The 13381-nt window shown below is 39.8% G+C and carries 8 protein-coding genes and 1 tRNA gene; 7 read left to right on the top strand and 2 right to left on the bottom strand.

The window, feature by feature from the left end:
* Positions 1-27: 27 nt before the first annotated feature.
* Both BM130_RS10465 and BM130_RS10460 read right to left on the bottom strand, forming a co-directional pair.
* Positions 28-2406, bottom strand: coding sequence for a glycoside hydrolase family 2 protein (locus BM130_RS10465; RefSeq protein WP_010527603.1), 2379 nt, complete (start codon positions 2404-2406; stop codon positions 28-30).
* 24 nt (positions 2407-2430) lie between these two features.
* A complete protein-coding gene (locus tag BM130_RS10460; protein WP_010527604.1) occupies positions 2431-3633 on the bottom strand; it encodes a glycoside hydrolase family 53 protein in 1203 nt (400 codons plus the stop codon).
* Positions 3634-3909: 276 nt separating this feature from the next.
* Between BM130_RS10460 and BM130_RS10455 the strand changes: the two genes are divergently transcribed.
* From BM130_RS10455 to pheS, 7 genes are all read left to right on the top strand, one after another.
* Positions 3910-7947: a two-component regulator propeller domain-containing protein gene (locus BM130_RS10455; RefSeq protein WP_010527605.1), complete on the top strand. Its 4038-nt coding sequence runs from the start codon at positions 3910-3912 to the stop codon at positions 7945-7947.
* 305 nt (positions 7948-8252) lie between these two features.
* A tRNA-Val gene (locus tag BM130_RS10450) sits at positions 8253-8327 on the top strand.
* Between the two features lie 246 nt (positions 8328-8573).
* A complete protein-coding gene (locus tag BM130_RS10445) occupies positions 8574-8912 on the top strand; it encodes a hypothetical protein (RefSeq protein WP_010527606.1) in 339 nt (112 codons plus the stop codon).
* Between the two features lie 10 nt (positions 8913-8922).
* Positions 8923-9756 (top strand): peptidylprolyl isomerase, encoded by an 834-nt coding sequence (locus tag BM130_RS10440; RefSeq protein ID WP_010527607.1) that lies wholly within the window; start codon positions 8923-8925, stop codon positions 9754-9756.
* A gap of 192 nt (positions 9757-9948) precedes the next feature.
* Entirely contained in the window at positions 9949-10758 is an 810-nt protein-coding gene (locus tag BM130_RS10435; protein WP_010527608.1) for a peptidylprolyl isomerase, read from the top strand.
* 102 nt (positions 10759-10860) lie between these two features.
* Positions 10861-12183, top strand: coding sequence for a peptidylprolyl isomerase (locus BM130_RS10430; protein ID WP_010527609.1), 1323 nt, complete (start codon positions 10861-10863; stop codon positions 12181-12183).
* Between the two features lie 108 nt (positions 12184-12291).
* Positions 12292-13311: a phenylalanine--tRNA ligase subunit alpha gene (pheS, locus tag BM130_RS10425; RefSeq protein ID WP_010527610.1), complete on the top strand. Its 1020-nt coding sequence runs from the start codon at positions 12292-12294 to the stop codon at positions 13309-13311.
* Positions 13312-13381: the final 70 nt, after the last annotated feature.

Raw genomic sequence — 13381 nt, 5'->3', positions numbered from 1 at the left:
GTTGATGCATTTATACCTTTATATGAATCAATCAACGGTAACTTCAATATACCCGGTTTTCAGTCCATTAGTACGAGCAGAAAGTTTTAGAATACCTCCAATGTCTCCGGCTTTAAGCAATACAGTTGCAATACCGGCCTCAGCATTTATAGGATTAGTTCCTATGAGTTCGGCATCACCTTCAACATTGAATACGACACTTTGAGTTGCATCGGGAACTATAGTCCCGGCATCATCTACGATGGAAGCATATACAAACACCACATCATTCACCCCTTTTTCCAATGGTTTCCCGCTTTCATCGATCCAAACATTCAGTTTGGCGGCCTCTCCGGGCGTTCGGCGAGTAACAGAAGTTACTTCCTGATTATTGACATATCCTTTGGCAGTCAATTCCCCTGGTTCAAAAGCCTTTAAATGAAACGTAAAGGGTGGATGATTCAAGTGGGTACTCATGCGATCACGGTCGGGCTTTTGTCTGCCTACCGACCGCCCGTTCACGAACAGTTCCACTTCTTCGCAGTTACTGTATACCTTCACCTCGGTAAAAGAGGGATCATTATAATAGTTGGCGATTTCAATAAAAGGCTTGTAAAATTCTTCGCTTACATGGGGCTTAATATCCGCCTGACTCTTATAAAAATAATAGGCAAATTTGGGTAATCGAAAGATATCCATAATACCTGATGCTTCGATATCAGGTGCGTATCCGCGATTATAATCAAACATAAGCCAGTTTGCATCGCCACAAGCAGGTCCTTGAAGATTGCTGTTGTGAGCTTCCTGGTAATTACGGGCCTGCTGTGCCAAACGTTTTTGTCCGTAACCCCGAAGCTGACGTGAGTTCCTTTCTTCAGGGGTAAGGTCCTTAAAGGCTTTTTGATTAAATCCGGCATTTTGAGCGTAATATTCCCAATCGCCATACTCAGCAATAAAGAGAGGTTTATTCTTTTTATACCGATTCCAGTAGTGGGGAGGTTTGCTATGCTGCCTGGCCGGAATAAATACATCATAAACATCATCAATCCATCCGCAAGTATAAACATCATCGCCCGGCAATTCCTCATGCACAGCATTATGTGCTCGTAGCATAAATTCCCGTGACATGCCGGATTCGTTTAACGATGCTTCCCATACTGCAACAGATGGATGATTGCGGTCACGACGAACCATGTTACGAACATCCTTGATGGCATTTTCCTGAAACGTCTCATCGCCAAAAAACTGCCAGCCTGGGATGGCATTCATGGTAAGTAACCCCAACTCATCACAGGCCCTCATAAAAGATTTGGATTGAGGATAGTGCGACAACCGCACAAAATTGAAACCCGCCTGCTTTATCTTATAGGCATCCCGATAATTGGCATTGTCAGACAATGCATAGCCAATATAGGGGTATTCCTGATGTCGATTGGTCCCTCTCAAAAATAATGGTTCGCCATTAAGATAGAATTGACCGGCCTCCCAACGAACGGTTCTTATCCCAATTTTTTCTGTCACACGATCCAACTCTTTATTTCCTTGAAACAGTGATACCCTAAGTTGGTACAGATGAGGAAAATCAGGTGACCATAATTGGGGATTCTTCACTTTCAATGATACAATAAAAAGCCTATTGGTTTCTGCCCCGATTTTTTGTCCTTTTGAGCTTTGTTCGGCTACCTTGTTGCCATTTTCGTCGAACAGTTCCACTTCAATCCTGGTTGAAACCGACTGATTAGTCTCGTTATTTACATCTGTCTGCACCCAGACAGTTGCCTGTTCTTTCGTTACTTCCGGATAACGAACTAAAATACCACCTGCCGCAACCCGATCGGCACCTATGGGATCAGATATATGTATCGGTTCTTTAACAATGAGCCATACGTTACGATATAATCCGCTATACCAGTTAAAATCCAGATTTTCTATAGGCTTTCCGGGCGGAACCTGAGGATTGTTTTCATTGTTCAACTTAACAACCAAAATATTTTCCCTGTCGTACTTTATTTTGTCACTGATGACCACATAAAAAGGGAGATATCCTCCGTAATGTGTAGCTATTTTTTCACCGTTTAGAAATACCTCTGCTACTTGCATAGCCCCTTCAAACTTTAGGGCGATATGCTTTCCTCTAAGAGTTTCGGGAAGTGTAAAAACTTTCCGGTAAAAACAATTGCCCTGCCATTGCTGATCTTTAATCACCAAAGGTTCAATATTGGCAGTATGAGGCAGAGTTACTTTTTCCCATTTTACCTGGGCAGAATGTGAAGAAGGCTTCAAAACATCTTCTGGGGAAAGATCTTTAACAAATTCCCAATCATGGTTAAAAAGATTTTCACGTTGAAACCCTTCAATTTGACCTGTTTGATTTTTGCATGAAAGCATTATCAACAGAAACAGAAAAGAGGTAATGACTTTTTGCATAGTTTCTTATCTAAATCATTAAAATTATTTATACTTCTCACTCAAATAGTCAGCTGCAACAGATAAATTGGCCTGAAAATCAAACAAGGCACAATTTTCCCAGCTGGAACCGGTTCCCCATAAATCCTTCATAGCACTGGTTATCCAGGCCGGTTCCCAATACACTACCCCAATAGCACCGGCATCTGCCATATTTTGGTTTAAATCGATGAGGAAGTTTTTTTGTCCCTCAATTGTATATGGATATCCTTCAAGAGGAGGATGTTGGGCCGACCAAAGGTTTCCGTAGTGATCATTATTTTCGGTGGTGAAGGGATAAGCCGTTTCCAGAATCATTACTTCTTTTTGGTATTTACTCTTTACATCCGAAACCATTTGAGGCAGGTTCTCAAAAGCAATATCGGTATGCCATAGCGGATAATAAGAGAAACCTATAATATCGAAATCCGTAATTTCTCCCAGATTAATGGCATCTTTCACCCACCAATCCAGGTTTTTGGGATCGGCCACATGAAGGGCGACTTTTATTGGCTGGCCTGTTTCGTTTTCCATATCACGAACAGCACGTATGCCGGCATTCACAACCTTTCCAAAATTACCCCAATGTCCATCGCAAAGGTTCAGGTTAGGAAAATTTGGATTGGAATCGGTAGTCATCATTCCACAATTGGTTTCGTTGCCGATCTGCACCATCTGGGGAAGCAAATCCTGATTGTTCAGCCAGTTTAAGATGCGATAGGTATAATTATAAACCGAATCCTCCAATGTTTCTATATCCTGAATATTTTCCCAGGCCTCAGGAACTGCCTGATATCCGGGATCGGCCCAGGTGTCGGAATAGTGGAAATCGAGCAATGCCGACATTCCTGCATCATGTGCCCGCTTGATGGTTTTTGCCACATCTTCGGGACCACTGTAAATAACGGTACTCTCACCATATATCTCTTTAATCCAATTGGGGCTGTGCCATAACCTAACCCTGACAAGATTGGCACCTTTGGCTGCCAGTAGCATAAAGGGATCCTCCGGCTTATTATCCCTTTTATAAATTCCGCCATGGTCTTCAATCTGGTTGACGTATGAAAGATCCACTCCCAAAATATAAGGTTTGAGTTCAATATCCTGCTCTTCGTTGCCCGTTGGATCCGGTTGTTCCTTTCCTGAACAGCCATACGTTAGAATAGTAATTAAAGAAAATACGACTAACAATATTGGAAACTTTCTCATTCTATTTTCATTTTAATTATTAGTCTCAAATATAAAAAAGCATTAAAAAGTGTATTTATTCTGTTCGTTCCTATATTTGTCCGTTTCTTACATTTTTGGAAACAAAAGACACAAATCATTATTATTTGTTTGATTTTATGCCTTTTACAGAACTTGTCTGTTTCTTACAAAAATTAGCTCTAATCAATCATAACCCATTACTATTGTTAAAATATTTCTAATTTTGATTTCAGGTACGACCAACTTAATAATCCGAAAAAACAAAAACCCCTATCAATGTTGAATCGAAAGACCCATCAATCTAGTTCTTTTCAAATCGATTATATTGCCCTTATTCCATTAATTCTGTTTTTTCTTTGGTTATTACCTTACGTTGCGAGAAGTCAACCATCATATCCACTCTATTTCACCAATCTGACCATTGAGCAAGGCCTACCTTCCAACATCACCAACTCAATAGTTCAGGATCCTTATGGATTTATTTGGATTGGTACCGCCGAAGGATTGTGTCGATACGATGGTTTTAAAATGATTACTTTCCAGGAATCAGCCACTCCCGGCTCAATACCCTCCAACAATATATCCGCACTAACCTGTAACAACGATGTATTATGGGTTGGCACATGGGACGGGCTATGCACCATCAATGTAAGAACCTTTCAAATCAAACAGATTAATGTAGGCGACCATCGGATCATCAGAACGTTGTATACCGATAGATCGGGAAATGTCTGGATTGGAACGGCAAGCGGATTACTTAAGTTTGATGTCAAACGCAACACTTACCAATTTTACGACACTTTCAACTCAGGGTTGTCACACAACACCATCCGTTCGTTCTATGAAGCAGAAAACGGGGACCTTTGGATCGGTACTTACGATGGCCTAAACCGATATCGCAACGATACCATCAAGGCTTTTGATGTAAAGGGCAATTATAAACCCCTGTTGAAAAATAACCTTGTGCTTTCCATTAATGGAAATCCCAAAACAAAGGACTCCTTGATATGGGTTGGCACAGAGACCGGCCTGGCCAGCTTCAACACACATACCGGGCAGTACCAATTGTACAATGCATCCAATACCACTTTAAGTAATGAAGTTATCAAAACTATCTATCTTCAGAATGATTCAATACTTTGGCTCGGAACCGATTTCGGATTAAATATCTTTAACACCATTACAGGTGAAGCATCCGCTTTTTTTCACGATCCTATGGTCGACAATACCATAGCCAGCAACGTGGTTTGGGAAATTTATGAAGACCGTCAGGAACGAATATGGCTCATTACTTCGGGAGGAGTTAGCCTGATAGGCAGAGGGGCTCCCTATTACTATCTTCATGAAGAATTTTTTAAATTTGAAGAACCCAGGATTGGAAACCAGATTCGTGACATCCTGACCGACCATCAAGGAAACATCTGGCTGGCCACCATTCACGGAGTAGTCAAGCGCTCCCTCTCGAACGAAAGAGAGTATTTCTCGACCACTTCGGATCCCCCCAGACGATTACTGCTGGATAATGTTTATACCCTCGAAGAAGACAATTTCGGACGAATATGGATCGGTACCGCCGGAGGCATTAATATCTGGGATCCAACCAGGAATAAGATGCTTGCCATAACAGCAGGACCTCTCAACGGATTAACTTCTAATTATATAAGTAGCTTTGCAAAAGACCAAAAGGGAAACTTTTGGGTAAGCGCCTGGGAAGGCGGTGTTTTTAAAATCATGAACAAGGATTTATCCCCCGGGAAAATACAATTTTTAAAAGTTGACAACGATGGGGATGGCAGATTACTGGCACACAATGGTGAAATTTATTATGCCAGTGGTGATCGTATGTGGAGGATAAACAAAAACACCCTCGAAAAAACATCACTAAAAAAAATCAACCAAATAATTAACGGGAAGAACATTACAGCATTACTTTCGGGACAAAACAATTACATTTGGATTGCAGCCGAAGATATGCTTTTTAAATATAACATCCTTTCCGATAGTATATCCTCAATTGAATTGAACCTTACACGTCCTCAAAAATTAATCAATCTGGAAAAAGATTTGGCCGGGAATATATGGGGAACCACACAAAACGTCATCGTACGTATCGATGTGGTCAATAATAGCATGATTACCATCCCCGTAAATCAAGGCTCTCCCTTCAGAGGCTTCTATCCCTTCTGCAGTGCCTTAACCAATACGGGACACATTCTGTTTGGCGGAGACAATGCCTTTCTGGAAATTGATCCACGACAGATAGATACTCCCAAGATGAAACCGAAGGTTCACATTACCGGACTGAGAATCAATAATCAAAACATACTTCCTGCTTCTTTGGGCACCTTAAAGAGTAATATAGCTTTTACCAATTCTATCAACCTCAGCCATTATCAAAATTCACTCACATTCGAATTTTCGACATTGGATTATCTTTTCCCGGACAAAGGGCAATTCCGTTACCGGCTAACACCTGCTCAAACCGACTGGATTTATAACAGCGGGAATAATAATTTCGCCGTTTTTGCCAATATTAAACCCGGCACCTACATTTTACAAGTTCAGGGAACAAATCATTTGGGAATTTGGAGCGAAACCAGAGAACTTCACATCCATATTGCGCCCTCCATCTGGTTAAGTAAGGGATTTTTCTTCCTTTACGCACTGCTTGTGGTCGCAATGACCTATATTGTTTTCAGAATATACAGTTACCGTCAAAGATTACGTAACGAATTGCAAATCGTTAAGATCGAAAAGCAGCACAGCGAAGCCCTATACCAGGCCAAAATACAATTCTTTACCAACATTTCACATGAATTCAGAACCCCTCTCGGATTAATACTGGCCCCACTCAAACAATTGGTTAATGCGGGACTTGGTGATGCCAAATTGCAACACATGATTGAATTGGCATATCGCAATGCCGGAAGACTCTACAAACTCATCAACCAACTTCTCGATTTTAGAAAAATTGAATCATCAGAATTACAGATCCATCTTCAGAACACAGAATTAGTCAGCTTTATTAATTCAATTTTTGAATCATTCAATGATCTGGCCACCCGACACCAGATAGAATTTCAGTTTCAATCTGAAGTATCTTCGCTTGATTGCAGTATTGATCGCGAAAAGGTTGAAACCATTCTTTTTAACCTTCTCTCCAACGCATTTAAATTTACTCAAGAAGGAGGAAAAATTACAGTATGTTTGAATATAAAAACCAACAACAGTAAAAAAACAATTGAACTTAGTGTAACCGATACCGGAATGGGCATATCGAAGGCTGATCAAAAAAAGATATTTGATCTTTTCTATCAATCTCCTGCCGGAAAGAATACCAACTCCGGATCGGGAATAGGTCTCACTATGTCGTTGGAGTATGCACGACTACATGGAGGTAACATTAAACTAGAGAGTGAACCAGGCAAAGGAAGCCGATTCATTCTGCAATTACCACTTGTTAATACTCCATCGAAAGATCCCCAATCTAAAATTATTAGCAGTTCCCCACATAAACAGCCTGAATATAAAGACAAAATGCCTTCAATATCAACCAGTGCAAAAAAGATCCTGATCGTGGATGACAACCCCGATTTTTTGGATTACCTTAAAATAAATCTGGGGCAAGAATATCAAGTGGAATATGCATACGATGGGACAAGTGGCCTAGCTCTGGCACAAAAAACTTTACCTGATCTGGTAATATCCGATGTGATGATGCCTGGCATGAGCGGTACGGAATTATGCAGCACCTTGAAATCCGAATCGGCAACTTCGCATATCCCAATCATCTTGCTAACTGCCAAAACGCTCGATATCGACAAAACCGAAGGCATGAAAAAAGGGGCCGACATGTACATTACCAAACCTTTTGATATTGATTATCTTCGATCAAGCATCCAAAGTATTTTCAGACGCGAGGAACAACTTACACGCTATATTGAAACACGTTTGATGCTCTCACCGAAAAAAGAGGATATTAAAGAAGATCCGGACAAATTATTTCTGAAAAAGGTAATGTCAATCATCGAACAAAACATAGAAAATCCCGACTTCTCGGTAGAAGTGATCAGCAAAACCCTGGGAATGAGCAGCACGCATCTGTATCGCAAACTGAAAACCATTACTGGACAATCAACAAGAGATATTCTCAACAACTATCGAATGCAAAAAGCTGCCAATATGCTTAAAACCAAGGATGTCAATATCACTGAAGTGATGTATGCCGTCGGTTTCACCAGCCTGTCAAGCTTCTCAAAAAGTTTTAAAGCAAAATTTGGTGTGTCGCCAAAGGAATATCATCGAAAAAAATAACTCTTGCATTATTTGTTAATTTTTGTCTATATTTGCAAACAGAAAATTAAGCCTTTCCCTTAAATCAGAAAATCCAGAAAAAGGTTCGATGTGTTTCGGACCTTTTTTACTGATTAATTTTGTCGCCTGATAAATAATTAACTGCCTATTAATTTCCTTCAAAACCTTTCCATAAAAAGGCTGTAATCTATCACTTACAACAGGGATTAATTGGTTATAAACAATAGTTAAAACCGCAGGGTCATAAAATGTATCAAAAAATTGATACAGATTTATGTTTTTTTGTATTTTTGCAAGCCCATGACGGGTTGTTAGCTCAGTTGGTTTAGAGCACTACCTTGACAGGGTAGGGGTCACTGGTTCGAATCCAGTACAACCCACAAAAAGCCGACAGAGATATTCTGTCCGGCTTTTTTCTTTTAAAGTAATCTAAAAATAGGCAAATCTCACATCACTGTACATCCTTAAAATTTCCTCAAACTATCCAAACAAAAATTAGTCATAGGGTAATAATTTAGTACTGTCTTAAAACTTATTGATCTGTTGCATATCTGTAACTTTTATTATTTTTGAATTTTCGCAGATTTGTTGTAGTAGTCTCAAAACCCAACACAAGACAAAACGAAATGATTTATAACGAAGAGAATTGGGACCGATTGGTGCTGGAATTAAGTAAACGTTTTAAAGTTACAGCCGATTTTGATTTTATACTTTTTTTGATTGGCATTCAAGAGTTGGGACAGGGAATGCGCAGCTATTCACGGCAAGAAAAGATGGACCTCATCAATCTTGGGAAATGCACTCTTCTATGCCGCGAAGGATATCTAAAGCCCGATGGAATTGACATCGAGGGATGGCCCAAATTCAAAGAAATTAAAACACTTAAAAATTTAACGCCTTCACTTATTAATTATATGCTAAAAAAGTCTGCATTCGAATATCTTAAACAACAACTTAATCTTTAAACTTTTTATTATGACCTCATTTGTAAAATGTAGAAAATCTTTTTTGCCCCTTTTGGTGCTTTTTTTAGGGATTATACTGGTTCAATGTGATAAACCGGAAAAAAAGGTGCTCATTAAAACCCCTTATGGGAACATGAAAATCAGGCTTTATGATGACACTCCCAAACACCGCGATAATTTTCTCAAACTGGTAGAGGAAGGCTTTTACGACAATCTTTTATTTCACCGTGTTATCGATGGCTTTATGATTCAAGGTGGTGACCCTGAGTCGAAAGATGCACCTAAAAACGCGCGCTTGGGAAGCGGTGGCCCGGGATACACTATCCCGGCAGAAATTAACTTTCCAACACATTTTCATAAAAAAGGAGCTCTTGCCGCTGCCCGCCAGGGCGACCAGGTAAATCCGGAAAAGGAATCATCAGGTTCTCAGTTCTATATTGTTCAAGGCAAGACCTATTCTGATGAAGAATTAAGCTCTATGGAAGAACAATTATCGCAACGTCGCATTCAGTCCAAAATGTTTGAAATGCTCACCCCTTACCAGGATTCATTAATGGCCATGAGACAACGAAACGACCGTGAAGGATTTAATGCTCTCATTTCGCAAATCGAACAAAGTGCCATCGAAACACTGGGCGATTCGGCCAATTTCTCCTTCCCCGACCAAATTCGTGAAGCTTATACCACCATTGGCGGGACACCTTTCCTGGATGGTGAATACACCGTTTTTGGTGAAGTAGAGGAAGGGCTGGAGGTTATCGACTCTATCGCGTCAGTAGCCACCGACCCCATGGACCGTCCTCTCGAAAACATTGAAATGACTATGGAAATTATTGAAGAATAGTCAATTGTCAAGATTCCATGTCTTGAATATCAACATAAGACACTTGTTAAAAGTAACCAATTAGCACTAATACACCGTGAAAGGTTGAGAAGCCCAATATAAATCAACATTCACCAACATTTATTTAGTCTTTTCAGCCTTTCACTGCCTAAAAAACGCCTCAGGGCAATAATAACCTGAAGTATAAAAACCATGCTAAAGTTCATTCAATCACTTGTTGTAATTATTTTTTTAGCCGGTTCTTTAAAAGCACAAGAATATACATACTACGTGCTTATCAAAACCAACATGGGCAACATGAAGGTGATGCTTTACAACGATACGCCCAACCACCGTAACGAATTTCTAAAACTGGTCAATAGCGGCCACTTTGACGGCACACTCTTCTATCGTGTAATTAAAAACTTTGTCATTCAAGGTGGTTCCTCCGACTCGCGTAATGCCCCGCCGGGAAAACATATCGGTTATGGAACCTCTGCCGTTAATATTGATGCCGAATACCGCGAAAACCACTTCCATAAAAAAGGTGCTCTATGTGCCCCACGCCAACCTGAAAATATCAATCAGTTTAAAATGTCGGATATTTCTCAGTTCTATATTGTTCAAGGACGGGTATGGACTAATGAAGAACTGGATATTCTTGAAAAAAACAACAATATACCTATCAAAAACGAACTCAAACGAAAATATTATTTGCCGCGAAAAGAAGAACTGGCAAAACTCAAACAAGAAGACCCACAAGAATTTAATAAACTGCTTCGCCAAATTAAAGAAAAAATCAATTTCGAATATTCTTTATCCGACTATTTAAAATTCACCGAAGAACAAAGAAAAGCCTATACCACCATAGGCGGACTGCCTGACCTCGACGGTGAATACACCGTTTTTGGTGAGGTTGTTGAAGGACTGGATGTTATTGATAAAATTGCCAACCTTAAAACCGATAAAAACGACAGACCCTTTACTGATGTGGTTATTAAAATTGAGGAAGTATCAAATTAATTTTTTTCTTGTTTTAAACTTATCCATAAATAAACATCACTCAGTTAGAATATTTAAGGCCTTGGCATTAGGAAATATTTTCGCCAAATAAACATTTAATTCATGAAGCCATTCTGTAGTGTCAAAACTAAAATTCTTTTACAAACAACATCTTTGATTACGATACTGGCCTTATGGCTCCCTGCCTGTCAAAACACCGCTTCCAAAAAAACATCTACTCCCATTTTCAAAGGCTCATATCAGGACAACATAAAAGGGATGGTTGAAATATACACCTACGACCATTACAACCGACCCTTAAAAAAAGGTTTTGGTTTTTTTATTGACCGAGACCTGGTTGTAACTAACTTCAATTGGCTAAAGGGAAGCTACAAAGCCAAAATAGCCCCACCCGGAACAAAAGATTTTCGTGATGTAAGAGGCTATACCATTTACGACCACAACCTTAACATCTTAATACTTAAAGTAAATCGAAACAACCCCAAGTATCTAAAACTAAACACCAATAATCAACCTCCTGATTCAATATACACTTTACTCAGACCCTCTCGAAAACTCTTGGTTCGCAAAGGTAAAACGGGACCTTTTCACAACCGGGATTCAATCTCTTTTTGGGAAGCTCCCGGCCCAATGGTTGCCGGAAAGCCCGCATTTCGTTACGACCATCAACTCTTAGGAATTGTACAACAACGGAATATTAATGATTCACTGAAAAAAGTAATCCTCCCGTTGAAATATATTAAAACACTAATGAGCCGACAGTCTTCTCAACCCAAATCAATTTGGGAGTTACGTACCAAAACCAATAAAACTTATATCTCTTACAAAAAGGTGAAAGGTTTCCGAATTAAAACAACAATGGGCGATATTACTATACGATTGTACAATGAAACACCCAAATTCCGTGACAATTTCATAAAGCTGGTGAGTGACCAGTTTTATGACAGCCTCCTTGTCCACCGCGTATTAAAAGATTTTCTCATTCAAATGGGGGCAGCCGACTCTAAATATGCAGGAAAAGATGATGTTGTTGGTTGGCAAGGCCCGGGATATAATTTACCAACCCATATTGTACCTTCTCTTTATCACAAAAGAGGTGCTGTTGCTGCATCCAAACTACCGCCCGAAAGAAACCCACGAAACCGTTCCGATGGTTCACAATTTTATATCATTTCAGGACGACGGTTTACTCATGATGAATTGGATGAAATAGAACAGGAAAAAGGATTTAAATTCACACCTTCACAACGCGAAACCTATACAACTATAGGTGGTGCTCCTTACCTCGACGGTGACTACACAGTTTTTGGCGAAGTTATCAGCGGAATGGATGTGGTCGACAAAATTGCGGCCGTTAAAACCTATGGTGAGAACAGACCTGTAGACGATATCAGAATAAAAACGATTGAAATTATCAAAAAGTAAAGAATTGAAACAAGCCCCAAAAAATTTATTACTTTTGTGATTTATAAATTTTAATAGTCCTGTAACCCATTCAGTCAGGCCCAAAAATTGTTCCAAAAAAGAGATACAATGCTTGATAAAATCAACGACTTACTCAAAGAAATAAAAGAACTCTCAGCCGCTTCAGCTGAAGAAGCCGAACAGTTACGAATTAAATACCTAAGTAAGAAAGGGATAATACCACAATTATTCAACGAATTCAAAACCGTTCCTAACGAACAAAAGAAAGTAATAGGTCAGGCCATTAACCAGTTGAAGAGCCTTGCGCTGGAAAAAATAAATAATCTGAAGGAACAATTTGAACAATCACAACCGGTTTCTGATGTAACCGACCTTACCCTTCCGGGAACCGTGGTGCCATTGGGTAGTCGACATCCGCTTTCCATCATTCGGCAACAAATTACAAATATATTTGGTCGTATTGGTTTTTCGGTTGCCGAAGGACCCGAAATAGAAGACGACTGGCATGTATTTGAGGCTCTTAATTTTCCACCCGAACATCCCGCCCGTGACATGCAAGACACCTTCTTCATAACTCAAAATCCCGACATTTTACTTAGAACCCATACTTCCTCGGTTCAGATTAGAACCATGGAACAACAAAAGCCACCTATCAGGGCAATCTTCCCGGGCAGGGTTTTCCGTAACGAAGCCATATCGGCACGGGCGCATTGTATCTTCCATCAGGTTGAAGGGCTATACATTGACAAGGATGTTTCTTTTGCTGATTTACGTCAAACTTTACTTTACTTTGCAAAAGAAATGTTTGGTCAAGATACGCGCATTCGTCTGCGGCCTTCTTATTTCCCTTTCACAGAACCATCGGCCGAAATGGACATCTCTTGTACCCTCTGTGGTGGCAAAGGCTGTAATATTTGCAAGCACACCGGGTGGGTAGAAATATTAGGTTGCGGAATGGTCGACCCTGCTGTTTTGTCCAATTGCAAAATTGACCCGCACGAATACACAGGTTTTGCCTTCGGAATGGGAATTGAACGCATTGCCATGTTAAAGTATCAGATTAATGACATTCGACTCTTTTTTGAAAACGATATTCGCTTCATAAAACAGTTCAAAGCAGAATCTTAACCAGATTAAAAAAACTACATTTATTTGAAGGTTGACTATTTTGTAGCCAACCTTTTTTATATCTCTGTCC

This window comes from Thermophagus xiamenensis (assembly GCF_900112795.1).
GTDB classification, from domain to species: Bacteria; Bacteroidota; Bacteroidia; order Bacteroidales; family Marinilabiliaceae; genus Thermophagus; species Thermophagus xiamenensis.
This window is presented reverse-complemented; position numbering and strand designations above follow the sequence as displayed.

Coding starts and splice junctions, on each gene's coding strand:
- BM130_RS10460 (WP_010527604.1), bottom strand. CDS start 3,633: ATGAGAAAGTTTCCAATATTGTTAGTCGTATTTTCTTTAATTACTATT.
- BM130_RS10445 (WP_010527606.1), top strand. CDS start 8,574: ATGATTTATAACGAAGAGAATTGGGACCGATTGGTGCTGGAATTAAGT.
- BM130_RS10435 (WP_010527608.1), top strand. CDS start 9,949: ATGCTAAAGTTCATTCAATCACTTGTTGTAATTATTTTTTTAGCCGGT.
- BM130_RS10440 (WP_010527607.1), top strand. CDS start 8,923: ATGACCTCATTTGTAAAATGTAGAAAATCTTTTTTGCCCCTTTTGGTG.
- pheS (WP_010527610.1), top strand. CDS start 12,292: ATGCTTGATAAAATCAACGACTTACTCAAAGAAATAAAAGAACTCTCA.
- BM130_RS10455 (WP_010527605.1), top strand. CDS start 3,910: ATGTTGAATCGAAAGACCCATCAATCTAGTTCTTTTCAAATCGATTAT.
- BM130_RS10465 (WP_010527603.1), bottom strand. CDS start 2,406: ATGCAAAAAGTCATTACCTCTTTTCTGTTTCTGTTGATAATGCTTTCA.
- BM130_RS10430 (WP_010527609.1), top strand. CDS start 10,861: ATGAAGCCATTCTGTAGTGTCAAAACTAAAATTCTTTTACAAACAACA.